At 59.4% G+C, this 19,119-nt stretch carries 20 protein-coding genes; 5 read left to right on the forward strand and 15 right to left on the reverse strand.

From position 1 onward, the window contains the following. Positions 1-58 precede the first annotated feature (58 nt). Positions 59-298 (forward strand): FitA-like ribbon-helix-helix domain-containing protein, encoded by a 240-nt coding sequence (locus tag C3B54_RS06745; protein ID WP_425440314.1) that lies wholly within the window; start codon positions 59-61, stop codon positions 296-298. Between the two features lie 152 nt (positions 299-450). Here the strand turns inward: C3B54_RS06745 and C3B54_RS06750 are convergent, their stop codons facing one another. Further along, positions 451-1,194: a nitroreductase gene (locus C3B54_RS06750; protein ID WP_104913818.1), complete on the reverse strand. Its 744-nt coding sequence runs from the start codon at positions 1,192-1,194 to the stop codon at positions 451-453. 193 nt (positions 1,195-1,387) lie between these two features. Between C3B54_RS06750 and C3B54_RS06755 the strand changes: the two genes are divergently transcribed. Together C3B54_RS06755 and C3B54_RS06760 are read left to right on the forward strand one after the other, a co-directional pair. Next, a complete protein-coding gene (locus tag C3B54_RS06755; RefSeq protein ID WP_104913819.1) occupies positions 1,388-1,912 on the forward strand; it encodes a hypothetical protein in 525 nt (174 codons plus the stop codon). Positions 1,913-1,981: 69 nt separating this feature from the next. After that, entirely contained in the window at positions 1,982-2,464 is a 483-nt protein-coding gene (locus C3B54_RS06760) for a DUF3293 domain-containing protein (protein WP_104913820.1), read from the forward strand. Between the two features lie 105 nt (positions 2,465-2,569). Here the strand turns inward: C3B54_RS06760 and C3B54_RS06765 are convergent, their stop codons facing one another. Then, the gene (locus C3B54_RS06765) at positions 2,570-2,956 is read right to left on the reverse strand and encodes a DUF805 domain-containing protein (RefSeq protein WP_245867849.1); all 387 of its coding nucleotides are present in this window, start codon (positions 2,954-2,956) and stop codon (positions 2,570-2,572) included. Between the two features lie 97 nt (positions 2,957-3,053). Here C3B54_RS06765 and C3B54_RS06770 point away from each other — a divergent pair, with 97 nt between their 5' ends. Beyond that, entirely contained in the window at positions 3,054-3,677 is a 624-nt protein-coding gene (locus tag C3B54_RS06770) for a class I SAM-dependent methyltransferase (protein WP_104913821.1), read from the forward strand. Between the two features lie 36 nt (positions 3,678-3,713). Here C3B54_RS06770 and dapF read toward each other — a convergent pair whose 3' ends face one another. The 12 genes from dapF to dapA all read right to left on the reverse strand — a co-directional run bounded on the left by dapF (position 3,714) and on the right by dapA (position 17,330). Continuing rightward, entirely contained in the window at positions 3,714-4,607 is an 894-nt protein-coding gene (gene dapF / locus C3B54_RS06775; protein ID WP_104913822.1) for a diaminopimelate epimerase, read from the reverse strand. 46 nt (positions 4,608-4,653) lie between these two features. Further along, positions 4,654-5,640: a tRNA (adenosine(37)-N6)-dimethylallyltransferase MiaA gene (gene miaA, locus C3B54_RS06780; protein ID WP_245867851.1), complete on the reverse strand. Its 987-nt coding sequence runs from the start codon at positions 5,638-5,640 to the stop codon at positions 4,654-4,656. A 4-nt stretch (positions 5,641-5,644) separates the two neighbouring features. Beyond that, the gene (gene miaB, locus C3B54_RS06785) at positions 5,645-7,168 is read right to left on the reverse strand and encodes a tRNA (N6-isopentenyl adenosine(37)-C2)-methylthiotransferase MiaB (RefSeq protein ID WP_104914322.1); all 1,524 of its coding nucleotides are present in this window, start codon (positions 7,166-7,168) and stop codon (positions 5,645-5,647) included. A 45-nt stretch (positions 7,169-7,213) separates the two neighbouring features. Next, positions 7,214-8,119, reverse strand: coding sequence for a regulatory protein RecX (locus tag C3B54_RS06790; RefSeq protein ID WP_104913823.1), 906 nt, complete (start codon positions 8,117-8,119; stop codon positions 7,214-7,216). 20 nt (positions 8,120-8,139) lie between these two features. After that, a complete protein-coding gene (recA, locus tag C3B54_RS06795) occupies positions 8,140-9,222 on the reverse strand; it encodes a recombinase RecA (RefSeq protein WP_104913824.1) in 1,083 nt (360 codons plus the stop codon). A 332-nt stretch (positions 9,223-9,554) separates the two neighbouring features. Further along, positions 9,555-9,791 carry a DUF3046 domain-containing protein gene (locus C3B54_RS06800; RefSeq protein WP_104913825.1) on the reverse strand — a complete coding sequence of 79 codons (237 nt, stop codon included), beginning with the start codon at positions 9,789-9,791 and terminating at the stop codon, positions 9,555-9,557. 39 nt (positions 9,792-9,830) lie between these two features. Further along, entirely contained in the window at positions 9,831-10,151 is a 321-nt protein-coding gene (locus C3B54_RS06805; RefSeq protein WP_104914323.1) for a helix-turn-helix domain-containing protein, read from the reverse strand. 120 nt (positions 10,152-10,271) lie between these two features. Then, positions 10,272-10,856 (reverse strand): CinA family protein, encoded by a 585-nt coding sequence (locus C3B54_RS06810; RefSeq protein ID WP_245867860.1) that lies wholly within the window; start codon positions 10,854-10,856, stop codon positions 10,272-10,274. Positions 10,857-10,860: 4 nt separating this feature from the next. Next, a complete protein-coding gene (gene pgsA, locus C3B54_RS06815; RefSeq protein WP_104913826.1) occupies positions 10,861-11,565 on the reverse strand; it encodes a CDP-diacylglycerol--glycerol-3-phosphate 3-phosphatidyltransferase in 705 nt (234 codons plus the stop codon). A 53-nt stretch (positions 11,566-11,618) separates the two neighbouring features. Next, complete coding sequence (locus C3B54_RS06820) at positions 11,619-14,561, reverse strand: FtsK/SpoIIIE family DNA translocase (protein ID WP_104913827.1); 2,943 nt, start codon at positions 14,559-14,561, stop codon at positions 11,619-11,621. Between the two features lie 93 nt (positions 14,562-14,654). Further along, the gene (locus C3B54_RS06825; RefSeq protein ID WP_104913828.1) at positions 14,655-16,334 is read right to left on the reverse strand and encodes a ribonuclease J; all 1,680 of its coding nucleotides are present in this window, start codon (positions 16,332-16,334) and stop codon (positions 14,655-14,657) included. Between the two features lie 18 nt (positions 16,335-16,352). Further along, the gene (gene dapA / locus C3B54_RS06830) at positions 16,353-17,330 is read right to left on the reverse strand and encodes a 4-hydroxy-tetrahydrodipicolinate synthase (protein ID WP_104913829.1); all 978 of its coding nucleotides are present in this window, start codon (positions 17,328-17,330) and stop codon (positions 16,353-16,355) included. A 252-nt stretch (positions 17,331-17,582) separates the two neighbouring features. Here dapA and C3B54_RS06835 point away from each other — a divergent pair, with 252 nt between their 5' ends. After that, entirely contained in the window at positions 17,583-18,311 is a 729-nt protein-coding gene (locus tag C3B54_RS06835; protein ID WP_104913830.1) for a LuxR C-terminal-related transcriptional regulator, read from the forward strand. 15 nt (positions 18,312-18,326) lie between these two features. On the opposite strand, the gene thyX is transcribed toward C3B54_RS06835, so the two are convergent. Then, entirely contained in the window at positions 18,327-19,061 is a 735-nt protein-coding gene (gene thyX / locus C3B54_RS06840) for an FAD-dependent thymidylate synthase (RefSeq protein ID WP_104913831.1), read from the reverse strand. Positions 19,062-19,119: the final 58 nt, after the last annotated feature.

Consider the following 19,119-nt stretch of genomic DNA (forward strand, 5'->3'; position numbering starts at 1 on the left):
CTTCCAAAGCCTTAACCTGGACCCGTCCCCGAGTCCAGGAGGTCCCACCGTGGCCACAATGACCATTCGCAACATTCCCGACGATGTCTATCGCTTACTCAAAGTGCGTGCGGCACTCAACGATCGAAGTGCGGAGGCCGAAGTGAGGGCAATGATCCAATCGGCAACAACTTCAGAGGGCGGTATCGATGAGGGGGAGGCACTACTGGCGATCGGCCGACAGGTGGGACTTACTGATGCCGAGCATGCGCTTTTTGCCCGAGATAAGTCCGCCCCACGGAAAACCTCACTCCCATGATGTTGCTGCACACAAACGTTGTGTCTGAACCTGGCACCCAGACCACTGCCACACATCAGGTACTTCCGCTTCCACACCGTCGCGCTGTGAACCCCAAAAACCCCTGGGGCCACTCAGGTTACTGAGGGCCGAAGCGTGCCCTCTCCCCGTGTCTACTTTTGGGAGAGTGGCAGTGCGATGTCTTGAACCTTGGTCACTGGTGGGACAAACTCGTTGGTGTGGCTGTGGGCCGCATAACCCAGCGACATTCCACACAAGAGTTTGTAACCCTCTGGCACCTCAAACTCGTCACGAATGGGACCCGACCAGAACGCCAGAAAGCCTTGTGCGCAGGTGTCGAGCCCACGGGCTTTCGCCGAGAGCATCAGCGTTTGCATGAAATGGCCGACATCGAGCGGGGAGTACACCCCCATCCCTTTGCGGGCAAAGAAAAACAGCCCTACCGGCGCACCAAAAAAGCGCATGTTGTTCCGGATTTGCTCATTTCTGGCATCGATATCCCCACGCTCGACACCAAGGTGCGAAAAGAGCGCTTTACCCAGAGCCACTTGGCGCACACGCAAATCATCCGGGTACTTAATGGGTATTCGAAAATCACTGCGGAGGAGGCTCAGCGCACTGAGGCCCCCCTTGATTCGGGTGCCAAGCTTCGGACTCCTGGTGCGCATGATGTCATCGAAGCGATCCAACAGTGTGTGCGAAATGCGCTCCTTCACTTCGCCGGTCGCCACCGCGACCCGGTAGGGGCGCGTGTTTGACCAGCTGGGGGCACTCAGAGCCTCCTGGAGGATTTCGTCAATAAGCTCAGGCGCGACCGGCGTATCCAGAAAATCCCTCGTACTGCGCCGTGACAGCGTGAGCTCACTAAACATTTGTGCCTGGTTTTTCGCGGCCATCTCACTCCTTATCAAGGGAACCCTTGTCACACTCCTAGCCCAACCCCCAGTCTGACAGTGCGCCACCCCTGTCCCCTGCCTCCCGTCCCGTGTCAGCGTTCTGACCAAGACGGCATGTCAGTGGTCGTGTTTAGCGTGAGATTAACTCAAAAAACAGCCCACCTCTCGTGGGCTCCTTGGCCGGAGGGATGAGATGAGTCTGTATCTGTTAGCAGGACGATTCCTGCACATTGTGCGAGAGCCCCAATACCCAGAGCTGGTCACCCTGCTCGCAGAAGACCGCGCGTTACTAGAAGGTGCCCACCCTGGTGGACCAGGAGCCGTGTGTGAATCATTTGACCGGCTATTCCCCTGGGCCCTCCACGTGGAGCGCTGGGCCCTACCCCGCGACTTCTGGTCGCTTCGAGAAACCGACATTGTGCGCCTGGAGCATCCCATCACCCCAGAGCCGTTGTGTTGGCGCTTCGAAGGGCTCCGCGCCACAGTTCCGGCCAACAACAGTGGGCAGGCTGGCTCTATCTATACCGGCACCGACACCGATCCACACAGTGCCGATCCACACAGTGCCGAGGAGGTCACCGGGTTTATCCCTTTAGCCGACCTGGAGCAGGCTAAGGCCGATCTGGAAAAGGAGCTTGAGAGCGTGGGCTTCTATCCCTGGTTTGAGGATGCCGCGAACCTCACCGCAGAGTTACCGTGTAACAAACACAAGCGATGAAGCCTTTACTCCGGGCTCCTGGCAGACACTTTTCGACACAGTGCGGCTGTCGCCGATTACTCTAAGCAGATGAACGACAGTGCCCTTGAAGAGTTGTATTTCGCCACCGCGCTGGAGCTGGCGGATGCGAAAGGAAAGACCTGGAGGATCACCCCGACGGCGTTCGACGGTGACGACGCCTCCAGTATTTTGGCGCCCCACACGGAAGCGTTCATCCTGACCGCCGAAAACCCCGAATCTTCGGGAGAGTTCACACCCGAAGAAAATGCAGCCGCCACGGCGAGTCTTGCCCACGAATTAGACCACTCAGGGCTGATCACGAGAGCTTGCCCCGGATACGCCCTGGACTCCGACCACGTCGAACCCGGCTTTGCCGTAATGGCTGCCGCGGACAATTCTGACTTGATGCGGGAGTTCACCGTCGATCTCGCCAGGAGTTACCGGCAAAACGCGATCTTCCACCTCACCCAAAAAGGCCTTGGCATCATTGGAGTCCTTAGACCCGAGTTGCAGGCCTTTCGCACAGTGCGAATTACCCCACTGGCGCACTAGTCCAGCGCCCCACGGGCCAAATCGATAACGGTGCCCGAACACCAGACACCTCCACGCAAACACCATCACCCACGGTGCAGCCCCCACACCGGCCACAAGGCACGGCTAAACCGACGTGGTGGGGGGAACTCTGCCCGGTGGCACATCAGTAACCACGTTATGCGGAAGCTTCGCTGGTTGGGCAAAGAGGACAGCCAACACGATCAAGCCCACAAACGGCAGCAGGAGGAAAAACAGCCAGGCCCAGCTCAGGCCAGCGTCACGCAGGCGGCGCACTCCGACCGCCAGCGAGGGCACGATGACGGCAAAGAACCAGGCAACACCGAGACCACCAAAAATCGCGCTGGTTCCGGAAGAGACCAGAAAGCTGAAAAGCGTGAACCACCAAAACTCGGACCGTGATGCACGCCCGGAAAATTCCGCGTATTTGCGAAACACGGTCTGGATCGCCTGACCGAAAGACATTTCAGGGGCGGGAGTCATTGTCGTCATGAGCCAAGGGTATTACTGAACCCTTGGCGGTGGCTTAGACAAACCTTGGAGGTATCGCTACGGGAAGTGAGCAATCAGCAGAAGTAGTCTTAACCCTGTGGCGACCGAGCATTACTTCTCTGAAGACCCCGACTCGGCCCGCCATGAGCGGAGCGTGGCTTTAGAACTGGCCGGGCGCAGGGTGGAACTACAGACCCTTTCCGGCACCTTCTCGCCAGAGGGGCTCGACCGGGGCACTGCAGCACTGCTTCGACACGTTCCCACGCCGACGGGTAACACCCTGGTCGATGTGGGATGTGGCTGGGGGCCACTCGCAGTCACCATGGCCACTATGGTCCCTGACGCCACCGTGTATGCCGTCGATGTCAATACCAGAGCATTAGAAGCCTGTGCGGCAAACGCCGCGAAGCTCGGCCTGGACAACATTGAGGCCTTCACCCCCGACCAGTGGGAGGCTCGTACTCCTGACACTGCCCCCATCGACACCATTTGGTCCAACCCCCCTATTCGCATTGGGAAAAAAGCACTCCACGAGTTGCTTCGCACGTGGCTTCACCGACTGGCACCCGAGGGCCAGGCCTGGCTTGTGGTTTCCAAAAGCCTTGGCGCGGAAACGCTGTTGCGCTGGATTAACACTGAACACGATGGGGCGTTTCACGGCATTCGCGCGGCCCGCGATAAAGGTTTCTGGATTCTCCACGTCACCCCCACAGGGTCCTGAACCGGAGACGTCGCCCGGCGTAAAGCGTGAGGGTAGTTAGACCTGCACTTCAGTGGCAAACACGTGCACAGCGGGCCCTGAAAGGGCCACATGTTCGCCCTCTTCTGTGGGGAACATTCGCACCGAAAGTTGCCCCCCGGGGACATCCACGCGCCAGTGGTGAGGCGCAGCATCGCCCACAAAATGGCGCGCAGCGAGAGCGGCGGCAGCTGCTCCGGTTCCACAGGAGAGTGTTTCTCCCACACCACGCTCATATACCCGCATGCGAATGTGACCGACACCGTCAGTAATGAGGGGATCTTGAGGCACCACAAACTCGACGTTCACCCCGTCTTCGGGAACCGGGCGCACGTCAGGTAAGGCCGACAAATCGAGTGCGTCCAGCTCGTCGTTGCTCGCCACAATCACCACCGCGTGGGGGTTCGGGACCGAGAGTCGAAGGGCCGGGCGAGGCACATCCAGACCGGGTACGTGCACGAGTGTCTCAGTGTCTACCAGCTGCCAACGGCCCAAGTCGACTTGGTAGTGACCGCTGTTCGACACGGTGACGTCTCGCACACCGCCCCTGGTGGCAATAGGCAGCGTTTGGCCGGATGTGAGAGCAACTAAGTCGTGTCGAACAAGAAAGTCCACAAACACCCGAATGCCGTTTCCACACATTTCCGCGAGTGACCCATCGGCATTTCGGTAATCCATAAACCAGGTCGCCTCTCGCTCTTCTGCCAACAGTGCTTTCACTTCGGGCGAGTCAGCTGTTCGTGCTGCACGGAGAATTCCATCCCCTCCGACACCGCGGTGTCGATCGCAAAGGGCTTGGACCTGTGCGGGGGTCAAGTCGTAGAGGCCATCGGGGTCAGCAAAGACCACAAAATCGTTACCTGTTCCGTGGGCTTTTTCCACCGGGAGGGTCTGTGCGGGAGTCGATGCCATACCCCGAGCCTACAAAGCAAAGCGCGATGTATCGCGCCAGGGGTAATTACCCCCGGCCTCTCTGACTGGCGGGCTGTAAAAAATAGTCGGCAACTTCCGTTTCCACCGAGTCGCCGCTGGCGTTGATCCAGTGAATATTCTCATCTCGTCGAAACCACGACATTTGTTTCCTGGCATACCGTCTGGTGTGCTGAGAAACCTGCTCTTTCGCCTCAGGCTCGGATGTTTCACCATCCAGATGATCAATCACTTCTCGGTAGCCAATGGCTTGAGCTGCCGTCTTTCCCAACCCGGCCTCTCGCAGTGTGCGCACCTCGTCGACGAGTCCCCGCTGCCACATCTGTTCCACCCGCTGGTTAATGCGAGCATCAAGCCATTCCCAGGGGCCGGCAAGGCCCACTACCCTGCAGGGTTGGAACCACCAGGACCCTCTTGCCGCAAGGCTCGCACTGGGTGGCTCCCCAGTGAGTTCCATAATCTCTAGGGCACGAACAACCCGACGGGGATTGTGCACATCAACGGCGTCTGCCACCTGGGGGTCCTTTTCGCGCAGTAGCGCCACCAGGGACACCAACCCCTTGTTCTCGAGTTGGGCCTCCAGTCGGTCTCGAATCTGTGGGTCGTGGCCTGGGAAGCGAAAATCGTAAATCACCGAGGAAACATAAAGACCAGAGCCTCCCACCAGTAGAGGCACCACTCCCCTGGCCTGCGCGTCGACAATAGCCTCCCTGGCCATTCGTTGGTAGTCCTCGACGCTGGCTTCAGCGGAAGGCTCCCAGGTGTCGAGGAGGTGATGGGGTACCTGTGCCCGTTCTGTCGGGCTGGCCTTCGCGGTGCCAATATCCATGCCCCGATAGAGCTGCATCGCATCAGCGCTCACAATTTCCACGCTCAGACCGCGCTGTGTCGCCGCCTTTGCGACAGCGATTGCCGTGGCGGTCTTACCCGTTCCTGTGGGTCCTACCAGTGCCCACATTGTCGGGCTAGCCATCATGTGCGCTGAAGCCTGGTCGACCGGTGAGGAAGCGGCCACCGGCCTACTGGTCTCTTAACCGGATGGGCAGACCCAGCGACACGGGACCCGATGCCGCGGAAGCTGGTGTGGGGGCACCACACGATTCGGCCTGGGCGCGGTCGTAGGCATCCCCCGCCCGGGTGCGTCTCACCGGGAAGCCTTCAGGGCTTTGCGGGTCGGCAATGAGGAAAAATGGCCGGGCATCGCTCACGGTGGCATTCATCACATCGCCCGGTCGAGGGGGCTCTTGCCCTTCAGCTAATCCGACGTGAACCAATCGGCCGTCTTGGGCCCGGCCGGACACTCGGTGGGTGTCCTCATTTTTTCGACCCTCACCCGTAGCGATCAGCACTTCCACATCACGCCCCAGCTGTCGCTTGTTTTCTTGCCAGGACATATCGTCTTGGAGTGCCACTAGGCGCTCAAAGCGCTCCTGCACGATTTCTTTGGGAACCTGGTCGGGCATTGTCGCGGCCGGGGTTCCTGGTCGTATCGAATACTGAAAGGTGTACGCGCTGGCGAAGCGCGCTTTTCTCACTACTTCGAGAGTGTCTTCAAAGTCTTGTTCGGTCTCCCCCGGGAACCCCACGATGATGTCGGTGGTGATGGCTGCGTGGGGAATTTTTTCTCGCACGCGATCGAGAATGCCGAGGAATTTTTCACTGCGGTAACTGCGCCGCATGGCTTTCAGGATGGAGTCAGAGCCAGACTGCAGCGGCATATGAAGCTGTGGCATGACCGAGGGGGTTTCCGCCATCGCATCAATCACGTCATCGGTGAATGCCGCCGGGTGCGGGCTGGTGAAGCGAATGCGTTCAAGGCCCTCAATGTCGCCTGCCGCTCGCAGGAGTTTTCCAAAAGCCCCGCGGTCGCCAAATTCGACACCGTAAGTGTTGACGTTTTGGCCCAACAGCGTGACTTCGAGCGCACCGTCGTCGACCAAGGCTTCGACTTCGCGCAGGATATCTCCCGGCCGACGGTCTTTTTCTTTACCGCGCAGGCTGGGCACAATACAAAATGTGCAGGTGTTGTTACACCCCACCGAAATACTGACCCAACCGGAGTAGGTGCTCTCTCGTTTGGTCGGCAGTGTGGAGGGGAACACTTCCAACGCTTCGAGGATTTCGACCTCGGCCTGCTGGTTGTGCCTGGAGCGCTCGAGGAGCGTGGGAAGAGAACCCATGTTGTGGGTACCAAAGACCACGTCGACCCAGGGAGCCCGCTCCACAATCCCGGACTGATCCTTTTGAGCCAAGCAGCCGCCGACGGCGATCTGCATTCCCGGCTTTTCGCGCTTTTTTTCGGCAAGGTGGCCGAGTGTTCCATAAAGCTTGTTGTCGGCATTTTCTCGAACCGCGCAGGTGTTAATCACAATGACGTCGGCTTCTTCACCGGCAGCTGCTTCGTGAAAACCTGCCGCTTCCAGGGAACCCGCCATACGTTCAGAGTCGTGAACGTTCATCTGACACCCAAAGGTCCGCACTTCGTAACTACGGCCAGACCCAAACAGATTCGGCGCGTCGGACTGGACTTCGGCCTCGCTCAGGGTCTGGGTGTGTGCACTCACCCTGACAGTCTAAAACCCGGTGGCCTAACGGCGGCCCAGTGGGGTGACCCATGCACTCGCGGAGTCGGGTGAGGGGGAAAACCTCACACCGCGAGTCGAACCACTATCCGGTTCGATGTCAGGTCCGCCCTCTGGCTCATCGACGACCATGCCCACCACGCGGTAGACCTCGGGCCCTTGATACCCACGGCGGGCAAGGAACCCCACCAGTCGACGTACCTGAACCTGGCGATCAAGGCCGCGAAGTACCCGCATCCTTGAGCGTGCCAACTCTTCGAGTGTGTCGTCGCTCACCTCATCGAGACCACCGACTACCTGGTCGATAATTCCTCGGGGAATACGCCTTTTCACCAGAGCCTGTTTGATTCCGACAGGGCCCATCTTTTTCGACTCGCTCAAACCTTGTGCGAGGTCGTGGGCTAGCTGCGCATCATCGATCAGGTGCTTATCTTGCAAACCGGCGATTACCTCGTCAATCGCCCAGCGCTCCACCCCACGATCGGCGAGCTTCTGTCGAAGCTCAGCTTCGGATCGTGCCCTGGCAGCCAAACTGCGAAGAGCAATCTGACGAGCAGTCGCGAATGCCGAATCGTCCACAGCGCCATCGGAGCCATGGGAGCCATCCTCCTCGGACGCGCTCTCCTCCACACCGCTAGGAGCTCCCTCGCTAACGAAGGGTAACCCCGCCATGGCGCGCGCCTGTTGCAGGTCAATGACCTGCCCCGGCCACAGCGGGACAGGTTCGCTCGACTCGGGTTGCACCCCCGGTTGTTCATGCTGTGGGGGCTGAGCGTCGTTCGTACCCTCTGGGGAGCCGCTGTCCGATTCAGTCACGGGTGCTGTGGCACTGCGGGGGAAGGCGATGACTTCCGCCACACCCTCCCCTGCAGTGCCCTCTTTGCTTGGGCTGTCTTGCGATGAAGTAGTCATAAGAGCTGGCTGGGGAAGCCTTACGCGCTCTTCTCAGCGCGTTTTTCTTCTAGCGACTCCACAACGGCTTCCACGCCATCTGCTTCGGCCACGTTCTCGCCCTTAATTTGGGCGATACCGAGCTGCTCGAGAATGCGGCGTTCGATTTCGTTGGCGATCTCGGGGTGTTCCAGCAGGTAGCGTCGGGCATTTTCTTTACCCTGACCCAACTGGTCACCCTCGTAGGTAAACCAGGCACCGGACTTGCGCACCAGGTTGTGCTCGACACCGAAGTCGATGAGGCTTCCCTCTCGGGAAATACCGATTCCGTAGATGATGTCGAATTCGGCTTGCTTAAACGGCGGCGCCATCTTGTTTTTGACCACCTTGACCCGAGTGCGGTTACCGACCGCATCGGAACCCTCTTTCAGGGTTTCGATGCGTCGGATGTCGAGGCGCACTGAGGCGTAGAACTTGAGAGCTTTACCGCCTGAAGTGGTCTCCGGGCTTCCAAAGAAGACACCAATTTTTTCCCGCAACTGGTTGATGAAAATCATCGTGGTGCCGGTGGAATTCAGACCACCGGTCAGTTTACGAAGCGCTTGGCTCATCAACCTAGCCTGCAGACCCACGTGGGTGTCGCCCATTTCGCCTTCAATTTCAGCGCGAGGTACAAGCGCAGCGACCGAGTCGATCACGACGAGGTCGACTGAGCCGGAGCGCACCAACATGTCCGCAATTTCGAGGGCCTGTTCACCGGTGTCCGGTTGGCTGACCAGCAATTCGTCGATGTTCACACCGAGGCTTTTGGCGTATTCGGGGTCGAGCGCGTGTTCCGCGTCGATGAAGGCGGCAATACCGCCTTGGGCTTGGGCGTTGGCGATGGCGTGGAGCGTCAGGGTTGTTTTACCCGACGATTCCGGTCCATAAATCTCGGTGATGCGACCTCGGGGCAGACCTCCCACTCCGAGCGCAACGTCTAAGGCAATGGAACCGGTGGGGATGACAGCAACGGGTGCGCGTTCTTCCGAACCCAGGCGCATCACCGAGCCTTTTCCAAACTGGCGGTCAATCTGTGCAAGAGCGGCGTCTAGCGCCTTCTCGCGGTCGGAATTTTGGGTCATGATGACTTACTCCTCGCTCATTGTGGGTGGCTGCCTATCGGCTGTCGTCCTCCGCGTGGCCCCGTAAGGCCCTTGGTCTCTCGACAAGGCGTTGGGGTGTGACAGAAGCGGCCCCACGGTAGCCGGCCACCACCGACACTTGTCGGTCCTGGCCCACTTCTGTGGGAAACGACAGGCCATCACGCCCTGGGGACGAGGCTAGTGCCATTCGAACGAATATTCGAACAGCCGCTCTGCGGCGTGTCGATAACGGTGTCGATAAGCCGGCGTTCGAGACCTGGCAGCCGACACTTTCACGACCACGCCACAAAGCTCTACACGGCGAGGACTTTTTAGGCCGGCGCACCCTCTGGCGGTTTTGCAATACCCACCCCGTAGCGCCTCGGACCAGCGACATCCATTTCGTCACACAGTGCTTTCCAGACCACGGCGGGGGCATCTCCGCGAGAAAGTGCCTCCTGGGCGGTCACACCGCCCAGGGCGCGCATCACCAGATCGCGCACCAGGGTGCGCCCACCGGTGACACCAAACTCATCGGCTACGGCACGATCGAATTCGCTTCGCGTCACAGTATTGAGCGTCGCTGTCGCACGGTGAGCAGTGATGCTCTAGCGCTGGCTGGCACCCACGGGACCGAGGTCGCGGTAAAGCTCGTCGGGCAGGGTGTCTGGAACGTTGGAGACGGGGGTGAGCTCTTCAAACATGGAGAGTCTCTCGCCGACTTCAATCAAAATTTCTGACAGCGGCGATTCGAGCGCTTCAGCGATCGATTGAAGAACTTCGCTGCTGGCCTCTTTCTGGCCGCGCTCGATTTCACTGAGGTAGCCCAGAGCAACGTTTGCTCGCCCCGCTACTTGGCGCAGGGTTTTACCACGCTGCAGACGGTAGTCACGCAACACATCACCAATTTCGTGTCTCATCAACACCACGGGGAACACCTCCTTCTTAAACCGTGAACCACACTCTAACCAGTTTTCCTTGCCATCACTCGGGTAAAACCCTGTGACCATTCTGTGTAGCTACTGAAGATAACGACACTCCGCCACATTTTATTCCCGAGTATTGGTTCTTCCAGGAGGCGCTTCAGGCGAAGCCTGCAGGGCGCGTTGTAGTAGCCCTAGCCCAAAAGACACAGTGGCTTCGCGCACCTGGGCTCTAGAGCCCACAAGGCCCAACTTTTCTTCCCAGACTCTCCCATCGGGGCTCACCACCGCAATAAACACCAAACCGGCAGGTGCACCGGAAATGGGATCCGGATCGGGTCCTGCCACTCCGGTAGTCGACACCCCCCACACGCCAGAGCCAGAGCCAGAGCCAGAGCCAGTAGCGTCACCCCTCAAAGAACTCTGCACTCCCCTGGCCATGGCCACGGCGACTTCCGCCGTCGCGGCACCGGTAGTGGCCAGTGTTTCTTCATCCACACCCAACAGGTGGTGTTTCACCGTGTTGCTGTAGGCAACGACACCACCCAACATGACAGCGGATGCCCCCGGTATAGCCACCAGGGCCGAGCACAGGTCACCCCCGGTGAGTGATTCCGCACACGCCACCATCTCACCGCGGGTGCGAAGCAGCTCCACCACCAAAGCGGCGTCGCCTTGCTGAGGAAGAGTGTCGTTACCCACCTGGTTCACCCGATTAGGCGGTATCTGCCCGAGAGGAATCAGCGCCAGGATCAACCTCCGGATCGACACCGGTCAGCCGATCTCCGCGCAATGCGCGGATGAGGTAGTCAAGACCTGTTACTACGGTGAGTGCCACGGCGATGATCATCAGCACGTCGTTCAACACGAACACCCAGTCGCCAAAGAGGAGCCAGGTGGGGGCCAGCCAAGAAGTCAAGGCGACCGCCTGGGACACTGTTTTTGCTTTGCCACCTCTCGAGGCGGGAATGATTCTGGTGTTGGCCACCACCAGTCGAAACACGGTAATCCCCAGTTCACGACCCAAGACCACGATGACGACCCACCAGGGCAACTCCGCCAGAAGCGCTAAACCCACAAACGCCACACCGGTGAGGGCTTTATCGGCAACCGGGTCAAGGAGAATGCCGGAACTGGTCACCAGGTTTCGACGCCTGGCTAAGGCCCCATCAATACCGTCGCTGGAAATGGCCAGAATAAACACGGCGGCAGCTGCCCACCGCCAGACACCCCACTGGCCGTCATCGAGCAGTAACCACCACAGCACGAGGGGGGCAAAACCTATGCGGATCACGGTGATGATGTTCGCCAGGTTGCCGGCACTAACCGGGCCATCGCCTGCGGACACCACACGCCCGCGGAAGCGGGCAGTGCCTTTGGCACCGGAGCCGGTGTGTGGTGAGGCGGTCTTATCGGCCATCACACACCTCCCGAAGACTGACCGGTGACATCGCGGGTGAGCCAGAAAAGAGCTTAGAAACGCTCCGACTCGTTTGCATCCTCACCATCGTACTCGGCACGAGTGGGGTCAAACTCGCCCGCATCGTGAGCTTGGTGGGCACTGGCAGGCTTCGGCCGAGCAATGTCAGAGTGCGCCTGCTCGCCGCCACCACCACCAGCGTCGCCACTGTCAGGGCTTCCCTCGATACCTGGTGGAGGGCTCATGCCCTCTGGTGGTGTGGGAATGTCGGCGGGGTCTAACTCAATCGTGAGTTGTTCCTCTGGAGCTGGGGCAGGTGTGGGGGCGGGGGCCGCCACCTGCTCACCGCGCAGACGGGCCAAAGCCGCGGGAAGCTGTTCGATCGCGACCAACACTTCACGGGCTTTTGACCCTTCGGAGGGCCCGACAATGTCTCTGGATTCCAGCAGGTCCATGAGGCGCCCGGCCTTCGCAAAACCGACACGTAGTTTGCGCTGAAGCATGGAAGTGGAACCAAATTGGGTGTTTACCACCAGTTCGCAGGCTTGCAACAGCACATCTAAATCGTCACCAATGTCGGCGTCTGGTTTGGCCTTATCGACGGCCTGTGCTTGAACGTCGTGGCGGTATTCGGGTTCTGCTTGGCGCTTCACGTGGGAGACCACTTGGTGGATTTCATCCAAGTCCACCCAGGCGCCCTGGACGCGGGTGGACTTATTGGCGCCCTGGGGAATAAACAGGGCGTCGCCTTGACCGATCAGGCGCTCCGCGCCCGGTTGGTCGAGGATTACTCGGGAGTCGGTCATGGACGAGACGGCAAAACCCAGACGTGAGGGGATGTTGGCTTTAATCAGACCGGTCACCACGTCGACGCTTGGTCGCTGGGTGGCGAGCACCAAGTGGATTCCAGATGCTCTGGCGAGTTGGGTGATGCGCACAATCGAATCTTCCACATCGCGGGGGGCGACCATCATCAAATCGGACAGCTCATCGACCACCACGAGCAGGTAAGGGTAGGGCTCGAGGGTGCGGTTCAGACCAGGGGGTAGTTCGATGGTGCCGTCGATGACGGCCTGGTTGAACTCGTCAATGTGCTTGAAACCAAAACTGGCGAGGTCGTCATAGCGCTGGTCCATTTCGGTGACCACCCAGGAGAGCGCTTCAGCAGCCCGTTTGGGGTTGGTAATAATTGGGGTGATGAGGTGTGGAACACCCTGGTAGGCGGAGAGTTCCACCCGTTTGGGGTCGACCAGAATCATCCGCACCTGGTCGGGGGTGGCCCGCATCAACACGGAGGTAATCATCGAGTTGATGAAGCTCGATTTTCCAGACCCGGTGGCACCGGCCACCAACAGGTGGGGCATTTTTTGAAGGTTGGCGGCAACAAAACCACCTTCGACGTCTTTACCGAGTCCCATCACCAAGGGGTGGGTTTCATTCTCGGCCACACTGGAGCGCAACACGTCACCGAGGGTGACAATGTCGCGGTCGGTGTTAGGTATTTCCACACCGATTGCCGATTTGCCGGGAATCGGCGACAGAATGGTCACTTCGTTGCTGGCAACCGCGTAGGAAATGTTCTTTTCTAGGCGGGTGACCTGTTCGACTTTCACCCCGGTACCCAACTGCACTTCATAGCGAGTGACACTGGGGCCCCTGGTGAAGCCCACCACCGTGGCATTCACACCGAACTGTTCAAATACTTGGGTCAGTGACGCGACCACTTGGTCGTTCACGCTACTGCGCGATTTCGCAATAGAGCCGGCTTTGAGTAGCGCCATCGGGGGTAGGGTGTAGGGCCTGGCGGGAGGCTTCGGAGCCGCGCTGCCCGGCACGAGAGCCGGTTCGTCGTCTGCTTCTAAACCGACGGCAACCTGGTCGCCGTCTTGTTGACCAGAGACTGCGTCTTCGGCGGCACTGAGCGCATCCCAGACGCCGGTGTTGCCCACCGGCGAGGCGTGATCCGCACCATCTGCTGCTGGGCCGGTCGCAGCACCACCTGATTCACCGTCTGGATCAGTGTTTTCTTGCTGTCGACCACGGCGCCACCACGGGATATTTGAGTCGTGATCAACCGGCATCGTTTCTGCCAGGTCGTCGATATCGACGTATTCGACGTCGGCCTCACCGACCAGATCCGATCCGGCCTGCTGTTCGTTTCGCTGGGCAACGAGGTCTCGTTTACTGGCCCGGGCCTCGGCCCAGGCGCTCTTTCGATCCTGCCAGGAGGCGGCGATTTCGTCGGGGTGTTGGCCAAAGAGGTAGGCATAGGCCTCGATTAACCGCGAGCCAATCTGAGCCGGTGGGGTTTTGGTGAGCACCAACAAGGATCCGGCAATCACCACCACTAAGACGGGCCAGGCAATCCAGAGTGACCCGGCACCGAGAAACACCAACGCTTCGGCAACACCGAAACCCAAGACTCCCCCAGCTTGGCCAAGGGTCTCCAGGCTTGCCTCGCCCACAACAGGGCGTCCTGCTTCCAAGTGGCTGATGCCGGCCACTGCCACCATGAAGAGCGTCAGGCCAATGCCGATCCGGGCATTGGCTGCTGCTTTGGTGGGGTGTCGAAACAGCCATATAGCCAGTAGTAACAGGATGAAGGGAAGCGCGAACGATAAACGACCAAAGAAGCCGGCGAAGGTGTACAGCGAGAAGGTAGTCGCCCAACCCACTCCGTAGTTAAACCATTCGATGACAATCCCACCCGTCGCCAATACAAACAATGCGAAGGGCACACTGTCACGGCGGTCATCCGGGTGGACAGGCTCGAGCGGGAAGAGTCGAAACACGGAGCCTGTGGCTTGGGAGACAACGCGCCAGGCTTTAGAAAACCCCGATTCGTAAGGCGTGGTCACCGGAACGGGCGGTGTGGATTGAGGGTTTCTCACAATCCGTCTGGTCTTCGGCAGCTCAGTATCGGGTACGCGGGGTCGACTGCGGGGCGTGCGCCCCGTTGTTCCCTGCACACGCGCGGTCGTGCCCTTTGTGGCCATGGATTTCAGGCTAATCCCGTGGGGCTCTCTGACCCCGGAGGACACGCGACTGGGCCAAAGCGCGCCCTATCGACCCAACGCTAAATATTGCCCTTATGCCTCGATCACGATCGGCACAATCATGGGCCGCCTGCGATGTTGGGTGTTCACCCAGCGGCCGACCACCCGGCGGACTACTTGGCTAAACCCGTGTGGGTCTCTGGTGCCCTGACCGGCGGCTTCCTCGAGGGCTTTCAAGATCGCGGGGCGGACATCGTCAAAAACGGAATCGTCCGGGGCGAAGCCCCGGGCGTGAATTTCTGGTCCGACAATGATCTTTCCGGTTTGAGCGTCGATGGCGAGGAAGATGGAGATGAAACCCTCTTCGGCCAAAATGCGTCGGTCTTTCAAATCGGCGTCAGTGATTTCTCCCACGGTCGAGCCATCCACGTAAACAAAGCCGATGTCGATTTGGCCGGTCTGCTTCGCACGACCCTCCACGAGGTCCACCACGGACCCGTTTTCACAAATCATCACGTTGTCTCTCGGCACACCGGAGTCGACGGCGACTTCGGCATTCGCCCGAAGGTGCCTTGCTTCACCGTGGATGGGCATCACATGTCGGGGTTGGACAAGGTTGTAGACGTAAAGCAACTCTCCGGCTGCGGCGTGGCCGGAGACGTGGACTTTGGCATTTCCTTTGTGGATCACCTGAGCGCCGAGGTCAATCAGCCCATTAATCACCCGGTAGACAGCATTTTCGTTTCCGGGGATCAGCGATGACGCAAGAATCACGGTGTCGCCTTCGCCGATGGCGATGGTGGGGTGTTCACGGTTGGCCATCCGGGAAAGTCCCGCCATCGGCTCGCCCTGCGAGCCGGTAGTCATGTAGACGATTTTGTCGTCTGGCATATCGGGTGCCTTTTTGGCGTCAATGAGAGCGCCTTCTGGTACCCGAAGGAAGCCCAACTCTTTGGCAATACCCATATTGCGCACCATGGATCGACCCACGAGGGCCACCCGGCGGCCGTTTGCCACCGCGGAATCAATCACCTGCTGCACGCGGTGGACGTGGGAGGAGAAGCTCGCCACAATCACCCGGCGCTTTGCGTGGTGGACCACTTGTTCCAATACGGGACCAATCCCCCGCTCCGCGGGGGTGAAGCCTGGAATGTCGGCGTTGGTGGAGTCGGCCATCAGCAGGTCCACCCCTTCTTCGCCGACCCGGGCAAAACCGCGCAGGTCGGTCAGGCGACCATCCAATGGCAACTGGTCCATTTTGAAATCTCCCGTGTGCAACACGGTTCCTGCAGTAGTGCGAATAAACAGGGCCAGAGCATCTGGGATGGAGTGGTTCACCGCCAAAAATTCCACATCGAAGGGGCCAAGCTTTTCCCTTGTGCCCTCTGACACGGTCAGTGTGTAGGGGGTGATGCGGTGTTCTTTGAGTTTCGCTTCAATGAGCGCCATGGTGAGTGTTGAGCCGACCAGGGGAATATCGTCCCGGATTTTCAACAGGTAAGGCACGGCACCAATGTGGTCTTCGTGTCCGTGGGTCAACACGATGGCTTCAATGTCGTCTATGCGGTCCCTAATGGGAGCAAAATCCGGGAGGATCAAATCCACCCCGGGTTGGGTTTCTTCAGGGAACAACACCCCCGCGTCGACGACGAGGAGTTTTCCACCCAGTTCAAAGACGGTCATATTCCGCCCCACTTCACCAATTCCGCCCAGCGGAATAATGCGAAGTGTTTCGGAATTTAGTGCGGGGGGATCGAGCAGAGGTTGGGCCACCGTGGGCTCCTTCAATATTTAGCGGGTGGTGCCTGCCACTTTGGGCAGTGCGCCGCCGGCGGCCGCGTTGCGGTCGGGACGGAAGTTAGAAAAGTCGACTCCTGGGACACCGGATACTTCATCGATGTCGGCTTCGATAATGGCCGCCTGGTCGTCTTCTGGACCCACCAGGGGCAGTCGCACCCGCGGTGACGTGATGTGACCCAGGCCGTGGAGGATGTATTTGGTGGCCACCGTGCCAGGTACGTGGGTCATCGTGGCCCGGACGAGGGGCTCCAGAAGCTTGTGGGCCTCTGTGGCCTCCGGCAGGCTGCCGCGGTTTACCGCGTCCACCATGATCCGGTAGGGCTCAGGGGCGATGTTTGCGGTGACACTGATCATGCCCACTCCCCCAATGGAGAGGGTGGGAAGGGCATTGCCGTCATCGCCGGCGAAATACATCAGGTCGGTTTCGTTTAACACCCGGCTGACTTCCATCAGATCGCCCTTGGCGTCCTTCACGGCAAGGATGTTGGGGTGTTTTGCCGCACGAAGAATCGTTTCGTAATTGATGGGCACACCGGTTCGGCCCGGGATGTCATAGAGGATGACGGGTAGGTCAGTGGCGTCGGCAATCAGACGGAAGTGGGTGAGAATGCCCGCCTGGGTGGGCTTGTTGTAATACGGGGTGACCACCATGACCCCATCGGCGCCCGCTTTTTCCGATGCCTTATAGAGCTCGATGGCGTGAGCGGTTTCGTTGGAACCACCACCGGTAATGATCTTGGCCCGACCGGCAGCGACCTGCTTGCCCACGGTGACCAGTTGCAGTTTTTCTTTATCCGTCAAGGTGGAGGTTTCACCAGTGGTGCCGGTCACCACAATGCCGTCAACGCCCTGGTCGACAAGCCCCGCCATCAACGCTTCGGTTGATGGCCAATCCACTTCGCCTTCGGCGTTCATGGGAGTCACCATCGCGACGAGGACCTGACCGAAGGGGTTTTCTCGAATACTCACAGCCTCCAGGCTACCCGGCCCTTGCGTCGGTGTCGTCCACAGGATGCTGCGCACGCTGCGGGGTCTACCGAGGCCGCTCGGCGCCCCAATCACTGAGGAAAGCGGGTAAAAACCAGATTGACCGGGTAAAGCATGCAGAAGCCCGCGCATTATCTGAAGAAACGTCGCCTCAAGCGGTTACGTTCAGCCACACAGTGTCCTGCGGAACACTCCAGCCAGGGACCACCGCAACAGACGTAAAGGACTGCCCCCATGACGCAGAGGGTCGATGCCGAAGCGCTCATCGACTCCGGCATTCTCGAGTGGCCGCGGTCAGGGTCCGGCACAGCACACTCAGCAGACCAAGCCCTCGAGCGCTACTGCGCCCATCTCGTGATCAAAGTGTTCGGCCAGCCTCCCGCGAGCGGTGCCGCTGTCCTGCGTGTCACCGAGCGAGCCCAATGGATCTACCTGGGGGGCTTTGGAAGTACTCACGACATCTCAGACTCCCTCGGAGGTGACCCCTCAGCGTTCGGCACCTCCTACCTCGCCGCTCTCCGGGAGGGCTCTCAGCACATACCCCTCGAGCCTTCGCCTAGTGGAACACGACACTTAGTGGGAATCGACTCGCCCTATTTAGGTGTGATTGCCCTCGACCTCACTGCAGCCCTCTCCATCAGCCCAGGAGCCTTTGAGTTAATCAAACACAGCACCCAATTTTTCTTAGGGGGCCTTCCTCTCACAGAGAGCGCCGGAGGAGTGCGTCGTTTCAGTGGGGATGCCGAATCCTTTTTCTCCCCCCGGCAGTACGAGGTTCTTCAGCTGGTCGCTGACGGAAAGTCCAATACCGAAATCGGCAGAAAACTCTCGATTAGTGCCTCGTTGGCCAAGCTCGAAGTCACGTTTCTCATGCACGCGCTTGGGGCACGCAACCGGCTCGACGCGGTGGTTCAGGCCCAGCGAAGCGGACTGCTTCCCATTTCCTCCACCCGCGCCGAATAGATCGTCGCTATGAACCTACGGCGCAACGCGTCCGTTCGCATTGAACGTTTCAGCCGTCATCGGCATGAGGGGCTCCCAGAAGGCTTCCATCTTTTCGGCAACCATTTCGATTTCTCGCTGCGGGAAGGACGGGAAATGTGTGCCTTCACGTGTGGTGCGGAGGCTTAGAAAGTTCATCAGCGAGCGCGCATTCATGGTCACGTACATGGACGAATACAGCGAGACGGGCAGTGACACTCTGGCGACTTCCCGGGCGATACCCGCATCGAGCATGCGGGTATACGCCTCGTAGCCTGCGGTGCAGGCGGCTTTGATTTCGTCGACGGCCATCTGGTGTTGTTCACTCGTGCCGTCTTCAAATTCGTAGGCGCCAGGTTTTCCCACCTGGACGAGTTTGCGCTCAGGACCGGGAACATAAAACACGGGACGCAGTTCCCGGTAGCGACCAGATTCTTCGTTGTAGCTGGCAATACGGTGTCGCATGAATTCGCGAAAGACAAAGATGGGTGCTTGCACGTAGAAGGTGAGCGAGTTGTGCTCGAAGGGCGAACCGTGTCGATCGCGCATCAGGTAGTTGATCAGCCCACGATCACGTTCGGTGGCTTGTTCACCGGCGGCAGCCCCTTCAAGGGTTTGCTCGCCCTGGGTGGATACCCGGGCAGCAAAGATCACATCGGCGTCGGAGGCCTGATGGCGGACAAGCTCCACGGTGACATCGGAGCGAAAAACGATTTCGTGATGTTCTGACACCCCTTCAGCATACGCAGACAACCTCCCGTCATTCTTTGTCACACACTGGCATCAGGGA

Source organism: Pontimonas salivibrio (assembly GCF_002950575.1).
Taxonomy (GTDB): Bacteria; Actinomycetota; Actinomycetes; order Actinomycetales; family Microbacteriaceae; genus Pontimonas; species Pontimonas salivibrio.